The sequence below is a fragment of the Ottowia thiooxydans DSM 14619 genome (assembly GCF_000422885.1).
Lineage (GTDB): Bacteria > Pseudomonadota > Gammaproteobacteria > Burkholderiales > Burkholderiaceae_C > Ottowia > Ottowia thiooxydans.
Genome location: NZ_AUGX01000026.1, coordinates 1 through 20,284, shown reverse-complemented (window position 1 = coordinate 20,284; position 20,284 = coordinate 1). Strand labels below are relative to the sequence as shown.

General features: G+C 59.3%; 19 protein-coding genes. 13 read left to right on the top strand and 6 right to left on the bottom strand.

Annotated elements, in window-relative coordinates; genetic code table 11:
• Positions 1 to 52: 52 nt before the first annotated feature.
• Positions 53 to 1,477, bottom strand: coding sequence for a MocR-like pyridoxine biosynthesis transcription factor PdxR (pdxR, locus tag G518_RS0118785; protein WP_028603857.1), 1,425 nt, complete (start codon positions 1,475 to 1,477; stop codon positions 53 to 55).
• Between the two features lie 91 nt (positions 1,478 to 1,568).
• Here pdxR and G518_RS0118780 point away from each other — a divergent pair, with 91 nt between their 5' ends.
• Genes G518_RS0118780 through G518_RS0118770 form a run of 3 tightly spaced genes read left to right on the top strand, consistent with a single transcriptional unit; the run spans position 1,569 to position 3,055 of the window.
• Entirely contained in the window at positions 1,569 to 2,000 is a 432-nt protein-coding gene (locus tag G518_RS0118780) for a GNAT family N-acetyltransferase (RefSeq protein ID WP_028603856.1), read from the top strand.
• Positions 2,001 to 2,012: 12 nt separating this feature from the next.
• Positions 2,013 to 2,627, top strand: a complete 615-nt coding sequence (locus G518_RS35880; RefSeq protein WP_051237022.1) for an FMN-dependent NADH-azoreductase — start codon at positions 2,013 to 2,015, stop codon at positions 2,625 to 2,627.
• On the top strand, positions 2,624 to 3,055 hold the full coding sequence (locus G518_RS0118770; protein WP_028603855.1) for a carboxymuconolactone decarboxylase family protein: 432 nt from the start codon (positions 2,624 to 2,626) through the stop codon (positions 3,053 to 3,055). The genes G518_RS35880 and G518_RS0118770 overlap by 4 nt, the downstream gene beginning before the upstream one ends.
• A 109-nt stretch (positions 3,056 to 3,164) precedes the next feature.
• On the opposite strand, the gene G518_RS0118765 is transcribed toward G518_RS0118770, so the two are convergent.
• The 4 genes from G518_RS0118765 to G518_RS0118750 all read right to left on the bottom strand — a co-directional run bounded on the left by G518_RS0118765 (position 3,165) and on the right by G518_RS0118750 (position 6,801).
• The gene (locus G518_RS0118765; RefSeq protein ID WP_028603854.1) at positions 3,165 to 3,527 is read right to left on the bottom strand and encodes a DUF1801 domain-containing protein; all 363 of its coding nucleotides are present in this window, start codon (positions 3,525 to 3,527) and stop codon (positions 3,165 to 3,167) included.
• 277 nt (positions 3,528 to 3,804) lie between these two features.
• Positions 3,805 to 4,446 carry a Vat family streptogramin A O-acetyltransferase gene (locus G518_RS0118760; protein ID WP_028603853.1) on the bottom strand — a complete coding sequence of 214 codons (642 nt, stop codon included), beginning with the start codon at positions 4,444 to 4,446 and terminating at the stop codon, positions 3,805 to 3,807.
• A 311-nt stretch (positions 4,447 to 4,757) separates the two neighbouring features.
• Entirely contained in the window at positions 4,758 to 5,642 is an 885-nt protein-coding gene (locus G518_RS0118755; protein WP_281170545.1) for an NAD(P)-dependent oxidoreductase, read from the bottom strand.
• 241 nt (positions 5,643 to 5,883) lie between these two features.
• Positions 5,884 to 6,801 carry a LysR family transcriptional regulator gene (locus G518_RS0118750; RefSeq protein ID WP_028603851.1) on the bottom strand — a complete coding sequence of 306 codons (918 nt, stop codon included), beginning with the start codon at positions 6,799 to 6,801 and terminating at the stop codon, positions 5,884 to 5,886.
• 229 nt (positions 6,802 to 7,030) lie between these two features.
• Here G518_RS0118750 and G518_RS0118745 point away from each other — a divergent pair, with 229 nt between their 5' ends.
• Genes G518_RS0118745 through G518_RS35870 form a run of 3 tightly spaced genes read left to right on the top strand, consistent with a single transcriptional unit; the run spans position 7,031 to position 11,024 of the window.
• Positions 7,031 to 7,999 (top strand): tripartite tricarboxylate transporter substrate-binding protein, encoded by a 969-nt coding sequence (locus tag G518_RS0118745; protein WP_028603850.1) that lies wholly within the window; start codon positions 7,031 to 7,033, stop codon positions 7,997 to 7,999.
• Between the two features lie 2 nt (positions 8,000 to 8,001).
• The gene (locus G518_RS35875; RefSeq protein ID WP_051237020.1) at positions 8,002 to 10,350 is read left to right on the top strand and encodes a N,N-dimethylformamidase beta subunit family domain-containing protein; all 2,349 of its coding nucleotides are present in this window, start codon (positions 8,002 to 8,004) and stop codon (positions 10,348 to 10,350) included.
• Complete coding sequence (locus G518_RS35870) at positions 10,347 to 11,024, top strand: enoyl-CoA hydratase/isomerase family protein (RefSeq protein WP_036595287.1); 678 nt, start codon at positions 10,347 to 10,349, stop codon at positions 11,022 to 11,024. Before G518_RS35875 ends, G518_RS35870 begins: the two co-directional genes overlap by 4 nt.
• Before the next feature lie 13 nt (positions 11,025 to 11,037).
• Here G518_RS35870 and G518_RS0118730 read toward each other — a convergent pair whose 3' ends face one another.
• The gene (locus tag G518_RS0118730) at positions 11,038 to 12,234 is read right to left on the bottom strand and encodes an MFS transporter (protein WP_036595284.1); all 1,197 of its coding nucleotides are present in this window, start codon (positions 12,232 to 12,234) and stop codon (positions 11,038 to 11,040) included.
• A gap of 159 nt (positions 12,235 to 12,393) precedes the next feature.
• On the opposite strand from G518_RS0118730, the gene G518_RS0118725 reads away from it, so the two are divergent.
• The 7 genes from G518_RS0118725 (at position 12,394) to G518_RS0118685 (ending at position 19,777) form a co-directional block, all read left to right on the top strand.
• A complete protein-coding gene (locus tag G518_RS0118725; RefSeq protein ID WP_028603848.1) occupies positions 12,394 to 13,296 on the top strand; it encodes a LysR family transcriptional regulator in 903 nt (300 codons plus the stop codon).
• Between the two features lie 156 nt (positions 13,297 to 13,452).
• Positions 13,453 to 14,481, top strand: a complete 1,029-nt coding sequence (locus G518_RS35865) for a LysR family transcriptional regulator (RefSeq protein ID WP_084651978.1) — start codon at positions 13,453 to 13,455, stop codon at positions 14,479 to 14,481.
• Positions 14,482 to 14,678: 197 nt separating this feature from the next.
• Positions 14,679 to 15,659, top strand: coding sequence for a LysR family transcriptional regulator (locus G518_RS0118710; RefSeq protein ID WP_028603847.1), 981 nt, complete (start codon positions 14,679 to 14,681; stop codon positions 15,657 to 15,659).
• Between the two features lie 299 nt (positions 15,660 to 15,958).
• On the top strand, positions 15,959 to 16,462 hold the full coding sequence (locus G518_RS35860) for a (2Fe-2S)-binding protein (RefSeq protein WP_051237018.1): 504 nt from the start codon (positions 15,959 to 15,961) through the stop codon (positions 16,460 to 16,462).
• Between the two features lie 10 nt (positions 16,463 to 16,472).
• Positions 16,473 to 18,692, top strand: coding sequence for a xanthine dehydrogenase family protein molybdopterin-binding subunit (locus G518_RS0118695; protein WP_036595283.1), 2,220 nt, complete (start codon positions 16,473 to 16,475; stop codon positions 18,690 to 18,692).
• Positions 18,689 to 19,276 carry a flavodoxin gene (locus tag G518_RS0118690; RefSeq protein ID WP_028603845.1) on the top strand — a complete coding sequence of 196 codons (588 nt, stop codon included), beginning with the start codon at positions 18,689 to 18,691 and terminating at the stop codon, positions 19,274 to 19,276. Before G518_RS0118695 ends, G518_RS0118690 begins: the two co-directional genes overlap by 4 nt.
• Positions 19,277 to 19,303: 27 nt before the next feature.
• Complete coding sequence (locus G518_RS0118685) at positions 19,304 to 19,777, top strand: (R)-mandelonitrile lyase (RefSeq protein WP_028603844.1); 474 nt, start codon at positions 19,304 to 19,306, stop codon at positions 19,775 to 19,777.
• Positions 19,778 to 20,284: the final 507 nt, after the last annotated feature.

Here is a 20,284-nt window from a genome sequence, read left to right as displayed (position 1 = left end):
CTATCAAGATTCAGCGGAGACACCGCAGATAAGGCCCTACATGGGGACCTGATCAGAATTGGTTCAGCACAGCCCCCAATTGCTCAACAGATGTCAACGCCTGCTCCTTGGTGGTGAAGCCGGCGAACCCCATCAACAAGCCTCCCTGCCGCGACCTTCTCATCCGCCAGTTGCTCAAGGCTTCAACGGCCAGCCCGTGAGCCTGGGCCGCCTCAGCCAAGGCCTTGTCATGGTGCGAAGTGCTCAGATGGGCCAGCACATGGATGCCTCCGGCCTGGGGCTGAACATGCAGGCGCGAACCAAAGGTCGTTGAGAGCGCATCCACCAGATAGCCGCGCCGGGCTGCATACAGTGACCGCATTTTGCGCAGGTGGCGGGCAAAGTGGCCTTGTTCCATGAAGTCGGCCACCGTGGCCTGCGTCAAGATGGAACCCAGGCCGCCAAGGTGATTCGCCGAGTCCCTGAAGTTTTTGATCTGTGTTTCAGGCACGACCAGATACGCCAGGCGCAAGCCAGGAAACAACACCTTGCTGAAGGTGCCGGTGTAGAGCACGCGCCCGTCTCGATCCAGGCTTTTCAGCGCGGGAAGCGGCCTTCCGTGATAGCGGAATTCGCTGTCGTAGTCGTCTTCAATGATCCAGGCTTGGCGCTGGCTGGCCCATTCCAGCAATTCCAGTCGCCGGGGCAGCGACATCGCCATGCCCATGGGACTCTGGTGGGTGGGCGTCACTACGGCGAAACGCGCATGCGGCGCCCGCTGCAAGCCAACCTGCACTTTCAGGCCCTCCGTATCCACGGGAACTGGCTCAAGGCGCATGCCTGCACGCTCCAGAAACTGGCGGGCAAATATGTAGCCGGGGTCTTCATACCATCCGGCATCTCCAGGTGTCAGCAGGGTACGACACACCAACTCAAGACCACTGCGGTAGCCCGCCGTGACAAACACCTGCTCCTGCGTGCAGGCAATGCCGCGCGATATGCCTAGATAGGTGGCGATGGCGCGGCGCAGCGGCTCGTACCCTGTTGGATCAGGGTAGGTCATGGACTGCGCCTGCAAAGTGCGCACGTTGCGGCCTGCCAGGCGCGCCCAAGTCTTTCGTGGAAACGCATCTAACGCTGGCAACCCCAGCTGGAAAGGCCGGATGACGCCGGTGACTGTCTGGGAACCTGGGGAAGTTCGCGCCAACGGTTTGGACGCAGCCTGCTGGCCAGACTCGCTCAGAGTTTCCAGCCGTGGAGACACGACGGTGCCTGCTGGGCCCCGCGAGAGGAAATAGCCTTCACTGCTCAGCATCTGATAGGCCATTTCAACGGTGCCACGCGCCAGGTTCAGCTCGCTGGCCAGGCTTCGCACGGAAGGCACTCGGTCGCCTGGACGCAGCTTTCCCGACGCAATTGAATCTCGGAAGCGCCCATACAGCTGCAAATAGATGGGCGCATCGTGTTCTCTGCTCAGCTTTAGTTGCTGCATGTCCATGTGCTATGTCCCATTCATTTAATTGATTCTTGCACCTTCCTGCTAGGCCATGATTCTCTTAAATTAGTGCCCTAGTTACAAGGAAATCGGTATGAGCACTTTTCGATTGAGCCTCATTGACAGCGATCAGGACTACGCCGCCTGCTTCGACGTCATGCGGGAATTGCGGCCACACCTGCGCGATGCAGCCTCATTTACTGCGCAGGCCCGTCGACAGTCCGAACAGGGCTACCGTTTGCTGGGCGCATGGCAAGGCCATCAAGTGAAGGGATTGGCGGGATACCGCATCCAGGAGAACCTGATTTACGGGCGCTTCCTTTATGTCGACGACTTGGTGGCCACCGCTGACGCACGCAGCCAGGGGTTAGGCGGCGTTCTGATTGAGGCGCTGCGCGAAACAGCGAAGCAGCAAGACTGCGCCCATTTCGTGCTCGATACAGGCCTTGGCAACGCCCTGGCACAACGTTTCTATTTCCGCCAGGGCTTGCTTTCCAAAGGAATGCATTTCTCCCAGGCGCTTTAAGGTACTAAGACCATGAATCACATTCTCTTTCTGGAATGCAGCCCCATGGGCAACCAGTCTCTGGGGGCGCAACAGGTGGCAGCGGTTTTGAGGGATGGTGAATCCCGCGAGCACGGCGTTAGCATGACCACGCGCAGCCTGGTGGCTGAACCTCTTGCGCCACTGACTGCGCAATACGCGAATGCCATTACCTCGTTAGCGCCCTTCGATGACCCCGCCCTGGAGCTTTCCGAGCGGCTGATTAGCGAATTGGAAGCCACCGACGGATTGCTGATCAGCACCCCGATGCACAACTTCACCGTACCGGCCACGCTGAAACTGTGGATCGATCATGTACTGCGCATAGCCCGCAGCTTCACGGTGACATCGGAAGGCAAAGTCGGCTTGCTGCAGGATCGCCCCACCCTGGTACTGGTGCGCTCAGGCGGTGCGTGCGTTGGCGATACGGCCAGGCAGCCCGACTTCCTGACGCCCTACCTGCGTCATGCTTTGTCCACTATAGGTATTCACGAGGTTCAATTCCTGTACTTGGCAGGGCCATACCCAAGCTCAGATGTACTGGATCAAGTCCACCACGCGCTGACTTCATTCTTCGCTCCCACCCTTGATGCCGGAACCATGTCATGAACACACTTCGATTGCCTTATCAAACCCTCTCACCTGATGCCTATCGGGGCCTCGGCCTCACCAAGACCGCCCTGGACAAGAGCAGCCTTGGGAAACCATTGATCGAGCTGGTCTATCTACGCGTTTCCCAGATCAATGGATGCGCTTTCTGTCTGGAAATGCACGCAGCGGCTCTGCGCGCCGGTGGTGTGCCGAACGCCAAGCTGGACAGCTTGGCCGGCTGGCGCGTAAGCGCGCTGTTCAGCGAACGCGAAAAGGCCGCGTTGGCCTGGACAGAATCACTGGTGGCCGTAGCAACCACTCATGCACCTGATGAAGATTTCGAGCCGCTCAAAGCGCATTTCAGCGACGCGGAAATCTCCGACTTGAGCTTTGCCATCGCACTGATGAGTGCATTCAATCGCTTGGCGATTGGCATGCGTCAGTGAGACGCGAGCACAGATGGCAGCTAGTCATCTGGGTGGCAGCGCTTGGAAATTCTCGCTCCATGGTGGCAGGCCGCGTTCGGTCACGGAATAGCTTGGCTCAGCCAAGGCGTCAAGCGGCCCCTTTCGCCGCTTGCAACGCCAGCGGAATGTAGTCAGCTAGCTGTGTCAATTCGACATCGGCTGGGGCTTTCAACTTGATGTGTCGCCGAAACTTGCCTCCGCCCTGCAGGTGCCCCAACTCGTCAGCAATGGAGGCACCATGAGAAAACTCTACGGACACGTGATCCTTGTATGCGAACACGCCACCGAACTGAACGCCTGAGGTGAACAGGATGCCTCCGTACTTGACCTCTTCTGCCAAAGGTTTCACGAGCTTCTTCACCAAGGATCGGACCGCTTGGACGGTGGCATGACGGTCTTCGCTCAGGAAACGAATGTCTTCGAGAAGGGCTTCTACGGATTTGGTTGGCATTGTTGTCTGATCTAGAGCGTGTTCACACTAGGACTCGCATACGTGGTTCCACATGGTATTGGCTGGAGCAGCCGACGCCGAGCGCCTGATTGGCATTCGTGGGATCTGCATCTGCTGCAATGCCGAGCGGGAGCTCGGCGGTCCCGGCGAACAGCCCGCTTCGTGAAGAGAAAAATCACTATTTTGGTTCACCGTCATCCCCGGATGCACGGATGCCCTGAAGAACGGGAACAGGGTTATGTCGTGCGCTCGCAAGCACACCTAGCAGGGAACCCCGCTAAAGACTACTAGCGCACTGGCGTAATGCGTCAATGTCACCCGCCACAATTTTCCCCAGGTGCTCTGTGATCTTCTCAATGGGCCAGTCCCACCACGCGATCTCATTGAGCTTGGCTGCATCCTCGGGCTCAAAGCGCTGCTTAATGGGCTTGGCTGGATTGCCACCCACGATGGTGTACGGGGGGACATCAGACACGACCACTGAACGTGAAGACACAATGGCTCCGTTCCCAATTCGGACCCCGGGCATGATGAGCGCCTCGTAGCCAATCCAGACATCGTTACCGATGATGGTGTCACCCTTGAACGGCAAGTCACCGGGAGCAGGCATGACCGCCTCCCATCCACTTCCGAAGATCTGGAATGGGTACGTGGATATGCCGGATATCTTGTGATTGGCGCCGTTCATGATGAACTTCACACCACGTGCAATGGCGCAGAACTTGCCTATGACCAGCTTGTCGCCGATGAATGGGAAGTGATAGAGAACATTGCGCTCAAAGTTCACCGAATCTTCAGGGTCGTCGTAGTACGTGTAGTCGCCAATGACAATGTTCGGGTTCTGCACGGTGTTCTTGATGAAGCACACCTGTGGAAAGCCCGGCATGGGGTGTTTTGTTTTTGGGTCCGGGCCGTGCATTTTTCTGAAGGCTATTGATCTGGCACTGTGATGTATTAGTCCTGAGCCTGAACGGTGCTGATGGATTCAACGCGACTCAGTTGCAGAGCTCCCCGCCTACCCCCAGGCGTTCTCCAGCCAGCGGGCGTCAGCGTTTCATTCTTACTCGCTTTCAAGAATATAAAACCGTTCGGGCTGAGCTTGTCGAAGCGTTGCGCAAAGCTTCGACAAGCTCAGCCCGAACGGATAGGAAATTCAAAATCTCGGAGCAACGGGGTCAAGAGTTTGGAAACCTTGGGCGCCAACCCGTTTTTTGACTGCAAAGGCGTTCGTCACACCCCGCCTTTCTCTTGAGCAACAAACTGATCAAGAGCCTTGACTCTTGGCGACTCACTCCCGACGGCGTTGTCTGCAGCCACTGCTTCGTACAACTTGGCGGCTCCAGCAAAGATCTCCGAAGCCCCCTGCTCTGAATTGAGAAAGAGGGAGATCTCATTCATCTCGCCAACCCACCGATGAGCTTTCGGAACCATGCGCGGCAATTCGCTCACAATCCATTTCAATAACATCGGTTGGCTGGTGCGCAACTCGTTCAGAAACGCATCAGTCACGTCGTACTCTTTGGCCCCCAGGACCATGGCGGTTGCAAGAGCCTGGAATCCCTTGGTGATACCCGCGTACGACATCTTGAGTGCTGCCGCCTCTCCCGGAAGCGGGCCGAGTGCTCGCACGTCCAGGCCGTAAGAATTCAACTCCAAGAAAACGCTCAACTCAGCACCTGACGCGTAGAACCGCGTCACAGCGGCACCCGGCTTTGGCGGCGGCCCAATGATGGCGGCATCGATGAATGGCAATCCCAAGGCAGAGAACTTCGCAGCGATTGACTTGACGGTCTCTGGCGCCACAGCATTGCAATCGACATAAGTCACCGCAGGTTTCTTGGCTTGGATGACGGGCCGGATTCGGTCGGCCAACGCACCTGCCTGCGCAGGCGGCAGGATGGACAGAAACGCATCTGCTTGCTCGATCATCTCTGCGTCGCTCGCCACAACACGTACGCCGGCTCGCTGAGCGCGCTCCGCACTGGCTGCGCTACGGCCGCTCAGTACGGTGATGACTTCGATGCCATTCTCAACGAGGCGGCCAGCCACGCCAGCACCCATTTCACCCATGCCCACAATTGCGATAGTCTTTTTCATGAAGAGTGCTCCCTGAATTTCAGATTGACCTGCAGCGACCTTGCTCCACAGGGGCGTACCTCTCGCGCCGCGATGTTCAACGTAAACACCAAGGGCGGCGCACGGTTACGATCTGTTGGATTAGACGCTGACTCACTGCGTCAATGCACACATCGCGCAGCGCGCAGGTAAGCTTACCGCAGCAAATCGCGGCAAGTAGCGGCAAGCAGTGATTGCCTGCTAAGGATGGAGGGACGAACACGCTCAAGGGCAAACGGCATCAACTCGACGGCTCAAACCCTTTGGTGTTCGCCATCAACCGGCTCAAAATTTCCACAAAGGCATCAATCCGGGCAGGCCTAAACCTCCCTGCTACGGTGACCACTTCAATCGGTACCGGTTCAAGCTCCCAGCTTGGCAAGATGCGCTTGACTGCACCACTCGCCAAGTCTGGCCCACAAAGCCAGAATGCCGAGGCCCCGATCCCCATTCCCAATTGAATCCCTCTGTAGCTGGACAGCAATCCGTCCGTGGCCACGGCTGACTGCATACGGACCTCGCGCCGTTCCTCCGTGCGAACCGACCTGAGAACCAAACGGTCGTAGACCAGAGGAATCAACCCTATGAGCGGATGGTCCTTCAGGTGCTCTGGCTGCCGTATTGTTCGGCCTGGGTAGTCCTTGGAAGCGATCAGTATCCGGCGCATGAGCCCCAGGCGCCGAACATGCAGGGTCTGATCCTGTGAGCCGCCAGCGCATACCCACAGATCAGCCCCCTCTTTAATGAGATCCACCGCGCCGTCTGTGAGCCTGAGCCTCACCTGCACTTGCGGGTAGGTGGCCCGGTACTGCCCTATGGCCTCCATGAGAAAGCTATTGCCATACGCATGAGGGCCGACGATGGTCAAGACGCCTCTGGGTACGGAAGTAGTCGTCTTCAGGTCATGCTCCCACTCCGACCACTCGTCCGACCACACCATGGCTCGGCGTTGCAGCTCAATTCCTTCAGGGGTGAGATGAAATCTGTGGGTGGTTCGCGCTGCCAGGCGCGTTCCCAGTAGAACCTCCAGATCGCGTAGCCGACGGCTGACCGTGGGTTGCGTGGTTCCGAGGGCCTTGGCCGCCGCCGACAGGTTGCCGTGCTGCGCCACAGCCAGGAAGGTCAGAACCAGATGAAGGCGATCAAGTTTGGTGGTCATACGCTTCACGTATAGAAGATATCAATGCGAGCATGCTACCCAATGCGGCTGCTTGGCCGGAAGATGGGGGCTAAGCGCAATGCTGTTCAGTTAGCTCCGTTCGCCCTGAGCCTGTCGAAGGGCCTGCTTGTAGCGTAAAGGCTTCGACAAGCTCAGCCCGAACGGTTTTTGACTAACTGAACAGTATTTGGTCTAAGAACGCTCGTCACTCATCCCACGGAGCCCCCCCATGAACCTACCTCGCCAACTCATCCTAGCCACCGCAGCCCTATTGGCCTTCAGTACCGCCCCTCAGGCGCAGGATTTGAAAGGGCCGGTTCGATTGATCGTGGGGTATCCGGCGGGTGGCTCGGCCGATGCTGTGGCCCGGATGGTGGCAGAGGGTCTGAAAGATGAGATCAAAACTTCTGTAGTGGTAGAGAACAGGGCCGGCGCAGGGGGCCAAATTGCCGCCGATTACGTGCGCGCCTTGCCGGGGGACGGCACCACGATACTGGTGGCTAATTCGCACATGATGGTCATGCTGCCGCTCACCTCCAAGGCCGTGAAATACGATTCCGTGGCAGATTTCAAACCTATTGGGCGGATGACCAGCTTCTATGAAGCGATAGCTCTGCCCAGCTCGGTTGCCGCCACCGACGTCAAGCAGTGGATAGATCTAGCCAAAGGGGATGCCAAGCTTTCCAGCTTCGGCGTGCCCGCTGCGGGAAGCGTGTCGCACTTCATTGGCTACAAGCTGGGCGCGGATGCCAAGGTCTCGCTGCAAGCTGTTCCGTACAAGGGTGCTGCGCCTTTGGTTCAAGATCTCCTGGGCAACCAGATCAGCGCCGGCATTCTGCCTATCCTGGATGTGGCGCAACACTCGCAATCCGGAAAAATGCGCGTCCTTGCGGTCAATGGCACCAAGCGCGCCCAGCTGTTGCCAGAGGTTCCCACTCTGAAAGAGCTCGGGGTTTCCGGCTTTGATTCCCTGGAATGGACAGCCCTGTTTGTACCGCGAACAACGCCTGATGCAACGTCTGAACGGCTCAATGCGGCATTGAACAAGGTGCTGGCGCAGAAGAGCGTTCAGGAACGCTTGCTCAAGCTTGGCATGGAGTCTCATCCCAGCACGCCGGCTGAACTGAGCTCCTTGGTCAGCAGCGATCTGGCCACCTGGAGGCCGGTGGTCAAAGCTTCCGGTTTCACCATCGATTGAGCATGATCGCGCCACATCGGGCCGTGGAGCTTCCCGGCCTTCACGCCTACGCTGATCAGATCAGCGTAGAGGCTGGCCAGCAGATCACGCTTCACGTCAGCGCCGACAGGCCTTACTCGGTCTCGCTTTGCCGCTTGGGGCCGGACCTGGACTCGCCTGCGAAAGACGAGGTGCTGGAGAAACGGGCTTGCCCTGAACCTCGCCTTCAACCTATTCACCCTGGGTCTTACGCTCATGTGCCCTGCGGCTTGCCGGCGGGTCCGGTTCCTCAGTTGACGTTTGAGGGTTGGCTCAAGGTCTGGAGCTTCAGGGATTGGCAATGCGTGTTCTCGCAGATGGAGCAACGCGTTGATGCCAAGGGGATTGGCTTGTTTGTGGATCCTGAGGGATACCTCGCATTCGGTTGCAGCGTAAGCCCTGACGTGGAGAGTGATAGCACTCCCGGGCTTCTGAAATCGCCCGCGCCCATCAGCCTGAAACAGTGGGTGCACGTCGCTGCGGTCATTGATCACGAGCGCGCAGAGATCTGGCTGGATGGAACATGCGTCGCTCGCACCCAGCTTACCCGCGCAGTCAGCGTTGAAGACTGTCCCATCAGGCTTGGTGCGTGTGGGTTAGGCGGAGTCGCTGATATGTTCCTTGAGGGCGACTTGGCCATGCCCACGTTGTATGGGTCAGCGCTTGATGCAGCGGATATGGCAGCGCGGGTTCAGGCTCTTGGGGTAAGCCCAGTTGATCACCCTGACGTCCTTGCATGCTGGCCTTTGAATGAATTGACCGGTACACTGGTTCGCGACTCTTCCCCGAACGAGCGCCACGGTAGCCTTGTGAACCACGGTACCCGGGTCATTAACGGGCCAGCATTCGATCCGAGCACGGTGCCTCGCTACCGCGACGACCCTAGCCTGCACTTTGAGCACAGCGCGCCACCAGATCGCGCTGGCCTGAGGTTCGCAAGCGACGACTTGGTCGACTGTGATTGGGAACCTACGCATGTGTTCCACATTCCAGAGAACGCCCGTTCCGGCCTATATGTGGCGCGCTTTGAATACGCTTTGAATGGGAAGCCTGCACGTTACGACGTGACCTTCGTCGTCAAACGAAACAGGCAAGCGCCTGCACCAAAGCTACTGGTTCTTTGTGCCACCAATAGCTGGTTGGCCTATGCCGCCACACCGTTCGCGGCATCGTATTTGCAGCCAGCCACTTGGCCGCGGCGATGCACGGGTTTGCCGAACAGCCACCCGCTGGCACCTCAGCAGTGTGTGTATTCCTACCACCACGGCGGGCAACCCACCTACTACGCGGGCACACGCATGCCCAGGCCGCATACGGCGCCCTATGAAAAATATGACCCTGCGGGCAGCGGCTTTGCGCAATGGACGCGGCTTGAGCGGGAACTTCACACCTGGCTGGACTCCCATGATTACGAGTACGACTTGATCGCGGACATTGATCTTCATCGATCACCCAGTCTGCTCAATGAATACAGCGCCGTCATCATCAACGGCCATAGCGAATATTGGTCTGAGCCTGCGCGCAACGGCCTGGAAAAGTATCTAGATCTAGGTGGCCACGCCATCGTGCTTTCCGGAAATTCCATGTACTGGCGTGTCAGTTTTGACGAGAGTGGACATGTCATGGAGCAACGCAAGACGCGCACCGTTCACGACGGCTCCGAAGAAGATGGTGAAGACGTGATGGCTCCTGCCGGACCGCACGGCGAGCAGTATCACAGCCAGGATGGGCGAAGGGGCGGACTATGGCGATTTGCAGGCAGGCCGAGCACGGAGGCGATTGGCCTTGAAACGGCCGGGTGGGGTTTTGCAGAAGCGCAAGACTTTGGTGTCTATAAAGTGGGCGATGTCAGTCACGCACTCTTCAATACACCATTTGCGACCGAGCTGAAAAACGGTGACACCTTTGGACATGGCCCCGATGGAAGCCTTCCCCGGGCTATTGGCCACGAATGGGATTTGACGACAGCGACCTTGATGCGCATGACACCTCACATTCCGCATGACGCCGATGTACCCGAGCCACAGAAGGGCATCACGGTCATTGCACAAGGGGTGAGGGATAGCCCCGGCAAAATGGATGCGTATCTGGGCTATTTCGAAACGCCTACAAAATCATTGGACGGGCTCTCATGCGAAATGATTGTGTGGGATCGTCCCGCAGGCGGTAGAGTTTTCAATGCCGGTGCCGTAGGAGCCAGCTGGGTCCTGGGAGTTGACGAGAAAATGGGGAGGTTGCTCGCCAACGTTTTGAATGCGTTTGCTGTTCCATACCCCTCAGAAGGACCCTATATGAAGAAGACAGAATCGCTCATGCCCGTGGAGAGCACGTGAACACGCCGGAGATTCTTTGCAAACACCAGCATGACGTGTGGGAGATTCAGCTGCACAGACCGCAGAGCCTGAACGCCCTCACACCCGAGATGGCCGCCGAACTTCTGGCATGCATCCAGCAAGGTATTGCAGACCCGCAGGTGAAGGTCTTGATCATCAAGGGCGAAGGTCGTGCGTTTTGCGCCGGAAAGGATAGAGATGCGCCTGGCACCTCCGCCTTCGTGGCAGCGCTACAGGCGGTTGCGGATGCGTTGGTCAACAGCGAGAAGCCATCCATCGCAGCCGTGCACGGTTGGGCGGTTGGCGCTGGCCTTGAGTTGGCGCTGAACTGCGACCTGGTGATCGCAAGTGACAACGCAAGATTCAAACTCCCTGAAGCACAACTCGGATTGCCCGGCACGGGCGGCGTGCATGCGTTGTTACCTCGCCTCATAGGCTTGAGCCGGGCCAAAGCACTGCTGTGGTTTGGCCAGGAGTTCAATGCGCAGCAGGCTCTTCAATGGGGTTTGCTCTGGAGCGTGGTGCCGCCGGAACAATTGGAGACCGAAGTGGCCGCGTGCGCCGAGCTGATTTCAAGAGCGGACCCGCGAGCCATCAGCCGGGTGAAGGCACTGTTGCATCAATCGGTGCTTCAAGGGTTTGAAGCCACTCTGGAGGGCGAGAACGCCCCTTGATACCGACTGAATTTCAGTTGCAAGAAGAAGCCGCCAACGCACCCCGGCGGCCAGCGCTGCCCCACCACACCAAGGCCAGACCAGCTGCTGCGAGCGCTGCGCCCACCAAGGGGACTGAGGCATAGCCCAAGCCCTGGCCGATGACGAACCCACCCAAGGCGGCGCCCAGCGCATTGCCCAGGTTGAACGCGCCAATATTGACTGAGGAAGCCAGACCTGGCGCTTGTGATGCAGCTTGCATAACGCGCATCTGCACTGGCGGCACGATGCCGAAGGAAACAGCACCCCACACGACGAGGCCGATGGCCGCACCCACATGAGTCATGAGCAGCAGGGGTAGTGCAAGCATGATGAGGGCGAGTGCAGCCAGCAAGAGCTTGGTGGAGCGGTCCAGGGACCAATCGGCAAGGCGTCCGCCCAGGCTATTACCCAGCGTGAAGCCAACACCGATCAACACCAAGGCAACGGCTACAAAGCCCGGGCTGGCGTGGGTAATTTCCGCCAAGATGGGCGCTATATAGGTGTAGAGCGCAAACATGGCGCCCGACCCCAGCACCGTGGTGCCCAAGGCCAGTAGCACTTCAGGGCGGGTGAGCACCCCTAATTCGCGGCGCACATTGGGGCGTTCACCGGGTTCGCCCTTGGGCAAGGCAATCCACAAGGCGGCAATGGTGATGAGACCGAGGAAGGCCGTGCCACCGAAGGCCATGCGCCAGCCCACTTGCTGCCCGATCCAGGTAGCCGCCGGTACGCCACCCACGTTAGCCACCGTCAAGCCCATGAACATGGCCGCGATGGCGCTCGCTTGTTTGTCTTTGGGCACCAGGCTGGCAGCGACAACCGCACCAATGCCAAAAAAGGCGCCATGGTTGAGGCTGGTGACGAGGCGCGACAGCAGCAGGGTGGTGTAGCTGGGCGCTAACGCCGAGAGCACATTGCCTAGAGTGAAGATAAGCATCAATGCGATCAGCGCCGCACGCTTGCCGAAGCGGCTGAATAGCAGAGTCATGACCGGCGCGCCGGCCATGACCCCCACCGCATAGGCGGAGACCAACATGCCGGCAGTGGGGATGTCTACGTTCACCCCCTCGGCGATCACGGGCAGCAGGCCCATGGGAGTGAACTCCGTGGTACCGATGGCAAATGCCCCGGTAGCCAGGGCGAACAGGGCCGTGGAGGGTTTGACTTGATGTTTCGCTAGGGAATTCATGGCGGCTTGGACCTCGTGTCACGAATGAAGAGTTCACTGAACATCGACTTCCGATTCACGACACGACGTGTTTCTTATCTCTGGGGGATGGAGTGTGCGCGAATTACTATTGCAGACATAGCCATTAATAAGACATATTCTGTTGATTAAAATTCAACAATGAAGATCACCCTTGATGAGATGCAGGCGTTTGTGGCGGTCGTGGATACTGGTTCCATCACCGCCGCTTCAGAGTGGCTCGGTCTGACGGTCTCGGCCACCAGCCGCACGCTAGGTCGCTTGGAAGAAAAGCTACAGACCACCTTGTTGCGCCGAACGACACGGCGCCTGGAGCTGACTGAAGAAGGGTGCGCTTTCGTTCAACAGGCTCGCGCCATTTTGGCCTCGGTCGATACGGCAGAAGAGCAGATGGCGGCGCGGCGCAGTCGGCCCGCCGGTTTGCTGCGGGTAGATGCCTCTTCGCCTTTCATGCTGCACCTGCTGGTGCCGCTGCTGGCGGGTTTCAGGGAAAAATTCCCGGACGTGGAGTTGGAGCTCATTTCAAACGAAGGTTTTATTGATTTGATTGAAAAGCGCACGGACGTGGCCTTTCGTATTGGTGCGTTGAAAGACTCCACGCTGCACGCGCGCCCCATCGGCAAAACCCGCATACGAATTCTTGCCAGCCCCGCATACCTCAAACGTCAGGGCACACCGACGACGCCTGGCCAACTCGAACAACATGTATTACTGGGCTTCACGCAGCCCGAAACCCTGAACAATTGGCCCCTGCGCGAACCGGACGGCAGCAACCTGCGAATTCAGCCCACCATCGCAGCCTCCAGCGGCGAAACATTGCGCCATATGGCCTTAGCTGGATTGGGCCTGGCGTGCCTTTCGGATTTCATGACGCGTGAAGACCGCAGCAACGGCAGCCTGGTGCCCGTGCTTTCGAAACACACCGTAGAAGTGCGGCAACCGATCAACGCGGTCTATTACCGAAACACTGCGCTGGCCGCACGAATCATGTGTTTTGTAGACCACGTAGCCGAGGTACTGGGCAAGTCGCCGCTCGAAACCTGAGCCCTGGCTGGAGAACTGGATTGCACGCCACCCTCGGGGCACCGTACGACTTGTTGCATTGACAAGCCTGGCTTGCTGGGCGCCAGCGGAACGATTGCTGGCGGCGGCTCTCTACTATGCGGGTATTCCCCCATATTGTCCGAACTTGTTCGATCCATGGATCAGATTTCTTCCATCCGCAGCTTTATTCGCGTTGTGGAGTCCGGCAGCTTTACGAAAGCAGCCGATCTCCTCTCCTTGCCTAAAAGCAGCTTAACCAAGCAAATTCAACACTTAGAGGCCCGGTTGAAAGTCCGCCTGCTGAACCGAACCACGCGAAGCGTGACGGTGACTCCCGAGGGAGCGGCGTACTACGAGCGTACGTTGAACTTGCTCACCGACCTGGATGATTTTGAATCCAGCATGACCCAAGCCAATGCCGCACTCAGCGGAAGATTGCGCGTAGACATAGGAGCCTCCATGGCTCGGCTGCTGCTGATACCCGAGCTTCCCAAGTTCTTTGCCCGCCATCCGGATATTCAGCTTGACCTGGGCGTCAGCGACCGGCCGGTGGATCTGATCGCAGACAACGTGGATTGCGTGCTGCGCGTAGGCCCTCTTACCGATCAGTCGCTGGTGGCGCGCCGGGTCGCCACCGTGTCGTTCCTTACTGTGGCAGCGCCTGGTTATTTGCAGCGCCACGGCACACCGAGCCATCCCCGGGATCTGGAAACGGATGGTCACCGCACCATCAACTTCTTCTCGTCCAGCACTGGACGTGTGTTCCCCCATGAATTCATCAAGGACCATGAGCACCTGGAACTCTCCGGACGCTATCAGTTGGCCGTGAACGAAAGCAATGCCTTGACCTCCGCCGTACTGGCCGGCCTGGGCATCACTCAGATTTCCAGCTTCCAGGCCAGGCCGTTTCTGGCAGACGGCTCTCTGGTGCAGTTGCTGCCGGAGTGGTCGCACCCGGTACTGCCGATCCATCTGGTGTACCCCTTGAGCCGGCGCACGAACCCACGCGTACGCGCGTTCGCAGACTGGGCGATCTCACTCTTCGCGGAACGGCTGGCGAACAAACCCGCGAGCACCTCATTGCCGAACCCGAAGCGACCGATACCTGCTGCAGTCACGCTACCGCGCCAGGACTTTCAATGGGCCGAGCTCGAGCGTGGGGCCTTAGTCGCTGAAATGCCTTGATGGCAGGGAACACTTAAGGTTTCAGCGCTCGATCGAGACGGCCAATCGCGTGGGGAGGGACTCACTTTCGATGTGCAACGCCCTTAGGGCGGCGTCAATCACCTGCGGATCAGACGCACCTAGCACCAAATCAACCGCCTTCAAGCTCTCGCCCAGATGTACGATTGCCTGCACACCGGGATGTGCACAATGCTCTGATGCCGATCAACGAACTGCGTTCCATCTCCACCTTCGTAAAGACTGCGGACCTTGGTAGCTTGCGCCAGGCGGCGGCAGCACAAGGTATGAGTCCCCAGGCCGCCAGCCAGGCGCTGGCGCAGCTTGAAAAGCACTTGGGGGTGCGGCTGTTTCACCGAACCACTCGAAATATGCAGCTGACGGCCGAAGGCCAGGCGTTTCTTGAGGCGGCCCGCCCGTCGCTCATGGGGCTGGAGCGCGCCTTGGCACAGGCACGCAATGCGACGGACGAGATTGCTGGGCCGCTACGGATCGTTGGGCCGCATTCCGTGTTCCGCCCGGTGCTGGCCTTACTTCTTCAGGAGTTCTGCGATACCTATCCGCTGGTGCAGCCAGACGTGAAGCTGGACGACCGTCTGGGCAACTGGGTGGAAGACCGGGTGGACGTAGGGTTTCGCATAGGCCCATCAGCCGCCGAAGGGGTGATTGCGCGCAGGCTCTTTCCGCTGCAGGTGATCATTTGCGCAGCACCGCGCTACCTGGAGCAACATGGCGCGCCAGACACCATAGAACAGTTGGCCAACCACCGTTGCAGCGTTTTCCGCAACACCATCACTGACCGCCCTTTGCCCTGGCGACTCAGTAATGGAGACACCGTGATCGAGCAGGACGTTCCGGCCGCTTTCTACGTGAATGAAGAGGAGCTGGAAACTGACGCGGTACTTGGAGGCCGTGTATTAGGGCACCTGACTGCCGTCACGGCGGCGGCTCACATTCGTGCAGGCCGCCTGGTTCCACTTCTGACTCAACACGTTGCAGACTACGCCAACGTATTCGTCTACTACGGAAGCCGCATCTCCCAACCCACCCGAGTACGCGCTTTCATTGATCTGGCCATAGAACGTTTGGCCAACAACCACACCTACGTGCTGAGCCAGCAGGAGCTGACGACCGCAGAGGAGCGCGGACGGGCACTGTTCGTCCGCAAGCCGGCATCTTAAACACTTGAGGGTCCCGAACGACCCGCTGCAAAACTCCTCGCGCCGCCGCATCGCTGGCAGCGCTCGTTCACGTCGTTCGCAGTCACACGGGGAAGCGCATCCCCGAGACTGACAAGCAAGGCTTGTCAAAGGAACAAGATCTGCTTGGGTGTTCAAACGGACCTTCCAGGGCTAAAGTCACTCCAATCGCGCAGGCGTCGTCGCGTTCTCAAAGAAAAACTGTATCCCACGCATCCACGCCATCGTCTGACGGCCCTGAAGGCCCGTCATCCATCCACCTTTCTCAATCTGGATTCACCATGGCCCAACTAAACCTCAACGGCAAACCCGTGACTATCGATGTCGAGGGTGATACCCCCCTGCTATGGGTCATTCGGGAGCAGGCAGGGCTCACGGGTACCAAGTACGGCTGTGGTATTGCTCAGTGCGGCGCCTGTACCGTGCACCTGGATGGGGCGGCGCTGCGCTCATGCGTGATGCCCGTCAGTGCCATCACCCCTGAGCAGAAGCTTGTCACCATTGAAGGGCTGGCGGGATCCCAGCCACACCCCGTGCAGATCGCGTGGGCTGAACTGGATGTCGCGCAATGCGGTTACTGCCAATCCGGCATGTTGATGGCGGCGGCGGCGCTGCTGGCGCAAAACCCCAACCCGAGCGAAGAAGAAATCCGCTCGCAAATCACCAATATCTGCCGATGCGGCACCTATATGCGGGTGCTGGAGGGCATTCAGCTCGCCGCACGAAGGATGAACTCCGCCGGCGCGCCGGCGAGCGCCCCCGCCACCGCACAGGCACGCACCTGAGGAACGCATGATGAACCAAATAATTACATCAGCGCCAGAACAAACCGGCCCGCGTCTGTCGCGCCGGGGTTTCCTCACCACCGCTAGCGCCTCAGCCGGCGCGTTCACACTGGGCTTTTCCACGTTGGCACCGCAACCTGCAGCTGCGCAAGCGCAGGTGCAGGCATTGCCACCCGAGGTCAATGCGTGGGTTGTCATCCAACCCGACGAAAGCGTGATCATCCGCATCTCACGCACCGAGATGGGCCAGGGCTCACTCACAGGCCTGGCTCAGCTCATAGCCGAGGAGCTTGAATGCGACTGGGCCAAAGTGCGGTTCGAGTTGGTCAATCCGGCTCTGAACCGTAGCCGCCAGAATGTCTGGCGCGATCTTTCTACAGGTGGCTCGCGCGCCATCCGTGGGTCACACGAGTATGTGCGGCAGGGCGGCGCCACCGCTCGCGCCATGCTTGTGCAAGCAGCAGCCAACAGCTGGGGTGTCACGCCCGCCCAATGCACCGTAGAAAAAGGGGTGATCACCCACGCCGCCAGCGGCCGGAGCACCACCTATGGCGCCATGGCCGCCGCTGCCGCCAAGATCACGCCACCCACACAGATCGCGCTCAAGGATCCCAAGACCTGGACGATCGCCGGGCAACCGCTCAAGCGGCTGGACACCTCGGACAAGCTCAACGGCAGCCTCGTGTACAGCCCGGACTTCACCATGCCCGGCATGCTGATCGCAGTACCCAAGAGTTGCCCGGTGCATGGCGGCAAGCTGAAGAGCTTTGATGCGGCAGCCATCGCTAACCGGCGCGGCATCAAGCATGTGATTCGGGTAGACGACGCCACGGTGGCTGTGATTGCCGACACTTTCTGGCGCGCCAAGACAGCGCTGGACGCCCTGCCCATCGTTTGGGAGGAAGGCCCCAACGCCAAGGTCTCCAACGAGAGCATTGCCGCATCGCTGCGCGAGGGGCTTTCGGCGGAGAAAGCCTATGTGGGCAACAAGGTGGGCGATGCCAAGGGCGCACTGGATAAGGCGGCTCAAGATAAAAGTGTTCGCGTGATCGAAGCCGACTACGGCTACCCCTACCAAAATCACGCGCCAATGGAGATCTTGAGCGCGACCGTGCGTTGGACCTCGAGCCGCTGCGAAATGTGGGGACCCACTCAAGTGGCTGACGCAGCGCTGGATGAGATGGCCAAGGCTGCCGGTTTGCCCGCCACGGCTTGCGAGATTCACACCATGCGCATTGGCGGCAGCTTTGGCCGGCGCCTCTACACCGACTATGTACGTATTGCCACACTGATCGCCAGGCAGGTTCCGAATACGCCGGTCAAGATGCTGTGGACGCGCGAAGAAGACATGGCCCAGGGCCAGTACCACCCGGTCACACAGTGCCGACTGCGCGCTTCGCTGGATAGCAGCGGCAACGTACAGGCGTTGCACATGCGCCTTTCGGGTCAGTCCATCTTTGCCTACCACGCGCCCTCGCGCGTCACGCCCGAAGGAGGTGACCCTATCGTCTACCAAGGCTTGGTGGGGAGTGGCGCGGAGATGGCCATTGGGTATTCCTTCCCGCATCTGCTGGTGGACCACGCCATGCGCAACCCTCACGTACGACCCGGTGCGTGGCGTGGAGTGAACCTGAACCAGAACGCCGTCTATATGGAGTGTTTCATAGACGAGTTGGCCCATGCCGCGGGTATAGACCCACTGGTTTTTCGGCGCAAGCTGATGAGCAAGCACCCCAAGCACCTCGCGGTGGTGGAGGCTGCCGCCAAGGGCATTGGGTGGGACACGCCACCACCCAAGGGCCGGCACCGCGGTATTGCGCAGATCATGGGCTTCGGAAGTTACGTGGCAGCGGCTGCAGAAGTCTCAGTGACAGATGGGCAACTCAAGATCCACCGCATCGTGGCCGCGACAGACCCCGGCCACGTGGTGAATCCGCAGCAGGTTGAGACGCAGATCACGGGGTCTTTCGTCTTCAGCTTGTCAGCCATGTTGTTCGGAGAATGTACGGTCAAGGATGGGCGCATAGAGCAGCAGAACTTCGACACCTACAACGTGATGCGGATGGACGATATGCCCAAGGTGGAAGTCATCGTCATGCCCTCCGGCGGTTTCTGGGGTGGCGTGGGCGAACCCACCATTGCGGTGGCTGCGCCCGCAGTCCTCAACGCTGTATTCGCTGCCACTGGCAAGCGGGTGCGACAGCTACCGCTGAAGAACACCAAACTATGACGCGCTTTTCCGTGCCACGGCGGCAGCTCCTGACGGTGTCCGCTGCAGTGTCTTTAGCAGGGCTCGCCGGAACGGCCGAGCTACGCGCACAAGGTGCACGGCGTGACACCCTGGTGGCCTATTTTTCACGCACCGGCAACACGCGCGTGCTGGCGCGGCAGATTCGCCGCGCACGCGATGCTGAGTTGTTCGAAATCCTGCCCGTGGACGACTACCCTGAAGACTACGAACAAACCGTGGCCCAAGCTGCTCGAGAACGCGAAAGCCGCTATGAGCCCGCTTTGAAAGCCAGCGTGCAAAACCTGGCCACCTACTCCACGGTTTACCTGGGCTTTCCGATCTGGGGGCAGTCTGTTCCGGCAGTGGTCCGCACGTTCCTCTCGCGCCACGATCTGGCGGGCAAGACGTTGATCCCTTTCATTACACATGGCGGCTATGGGCCCGGCGACAGCCAGGCCGTGCTGGCCGCCCATGCGCCCAAAGCACGTGTGCGTGACGCCGGTCTTGTGCTGAAGGCGGACCAGGAGCGCGAGACTTTGGCCCAAGTGACACGCTGGCTGGGTGGCATCCGCGGCGCCAATTGAACCTATCTAACAAGACAAAGAATGAAGATGAAAAAATTACCTGTTTCCATGGCCCTGGCTTCGGTCATCGGGATGTCCGGCGTCGGCGCGCAAGAATCCGCGCCCGTCACTGTGTCCCGTGTGGGCACCATACCGTCCACAGCGGGACCCGCACAGAATTTCACCGGAGCCGTGCGAGTTGACTCACGTTTCCAAACCCCTGCGCCTGCTCGCGTCGGTGGTGGCATCGTCACCTTTGAGCCTGGCGCCCGAACCGCTTGGCACGCGCACCCATTGGGTCAGACGCTGATCGTTACAGCGGGTTCAGGAAGGGTTCAGAAATGGGGCCAGCCCCTGCAGGAGATCCGCTCAGGCGATGTAGTCTGGATTCCACCGAATGTGAAGCATTGGCATGGTGCGGCGCCCACTACCGCCATGAGCCATGTCGCTATTGCGGAAGCTCTGGACGGCAAGACCACCGACTGGATGGAGCAGGTCAATAACGAACAGTACGGTAAGTGAGCGCAGCAGCGAAAGCTTAAAACGTGATTGCCCACGAAGAAAGCGCATTCAAGGTCTCCATGCGTCTTTCCCCGGTAGGGGAACTGGCAAGCGGAGGGCCGAGCGCAGCAATGGCCCGAGCAAGGCTCCCCACCCCTTTAGGCCGTGCTGAGGAGCGCAGGGCAAGGGGCGGGCAAGAGCACTGCAAGATGTTCTTGCTTCAAGAACTAGCTTGCGGCAGCTGTTTGAACGTAGTGAGCGAAGCGAAAGAAGAGAGTTCTGCCGCACCGCCCCTTGCCTGAGCACCGCAGGGTGCCCGGAGCGCAGCGCAGGGACACGGACTTGGGGTCGCATTTCTTTGGTTCCTTGCTTTGTGCGAGCAAAGAAAGGGACTGCACTGCCGGGGGCAATCCCGGCCTCCGACTTCAAGACAAGAGCAGAAAGTATTTAGCAACTGCAGTGCTTAATCGACCGCCGCTTGCCCTCACCGGTTGGCCGGCCCCGCCCAGCCCTCTCCCAGAGGGAGAG

What these genes read in the sequence shown, in the direction of transcription:
- pdxR (WP_028603857.1), bottom strand. Translation starts at nt 1,477, where the DNA reads ATGGACATGCAGCAACTAAAGCTGAGCAGAGAACACGATGCGCCCATC.
- G518_RS0118780 (WP_028603856.1), top strand. Translation starts at nt 1,569, where the DNA reads ATGAGCACTTTTCGATTGAGCCTCATTGACAGCGATCAGGACTACGCC.
- G518_RS35880 (WP_051237022.1), top strand. Translation starts at nt 2,013, where the DNA reads ATGAATCACATTCTCTTTCTGGAATGCAGCCCCATGGGCAACCAGTCT.
- G518_RS0118770 (WP_028603855.1), top strand. Translation starts at nt 2,624, where the DNA reads ATGAACACACTTCGATTGCCTTATCAAACCCTCTCACCTGATGCCTAT.
- G518_RS0118765 (WP_028603854.1), bottom strand. Translation starts at nt 3,527, where the DNA reads ATGCCAACCAAATCCGTAGAAGCCCTTCTCGAAGACATTCGTTTCCTG.
- G518_RS0118760 (WP_028603853.1), bottom strand. Translation starts at nt 4,446, where the DNA reads ATGCACGGCCCGGACCCAAAAACAAAACACCCCATGCCGGGCTTTCCA.
- G518_RS0118750 (WP_028603851.1), bottom strand. Translation starts at nt 6,801, where the DNA reads ATGACCACCAAACTTGATCGCCTTCATCTGGTTCTGACCTTCCTGGCT.
- G518_RS0118745 (WP_028603850.1), top strand. Translation starts at nt 7,031, where the DNA reads ATGAACCTACCTCGCCAACTCATCCTAGCCACCGCAGCCCTATTGGCC.
- G518_RS35875 (WP_051237020.1), top strand. Translation starts at nt 8,002, where the DNA reads ATGATCGCGCCACATCGGGCCGTGGAGCTTCCCGGCCTTCACGCCTAC.
- G518_RS0118730 (WP_036595284.1), bottom strand. Translation starts at nt 12,234, where the DNA reads ATGAATTCCCTAGCGAAACATCAAGTCAAACCCTCCACGGCCCTGTTC.
- G518_RS0118725 (WP_028603848.1), top strand. Translation starts at nt 12,394, where the DNA reads ATGAAGATCACCCTTGATGAGATGCAGGCGTTTGTGGCGGTCGTGGAT.
- G518_RS35865 (WP_084651978.1), top strand. Translation starts at nt 13,453, where the DNA reads ATGGATCAGATTTCTTCCATCCGCAGCTTTATTCGCGTTGTGGAGTCC.
- G518_RS0118710 (WP_028603847.1), top strand. Translation starts at nt 14,679, where the DNA reads ATGCCGATCAACGAACTGCGTTCCATCTCCACCTTCGTAAAGACTGCG.
- G518_RS35860 (WP_051237018.1), top strand. Translation starts at nt 15,959, where the DNA reads ATGGCCCAACTAAACCTCAACGGCAAACCCGTGACTATCGATGTCGAG.
- G518_RS0118695 (WP_036595283.1), top strand. Translation starts at nt 16,473, where the DNA reads ATGAACCAAATAATTACATCAGCGCCAGAACAAACCGGCCCGCGTCTG.
- G518_RS0118690 (WP_028603845.1), top strand. Translation starts at nt 18,689, where the DNA reads ATGACGCGCTTTTCCGTGCCACGGCGGCAGCTCCTGACGGTGTCCGCT.
- G518_RS0118685 (WP_028603844.1), top strand. Translation starts at nt 19,304, where the DNA reads ATGAAAAAATTACCTGTTTCCATGGCCCTGGCTTCGGTCATCGGGATG.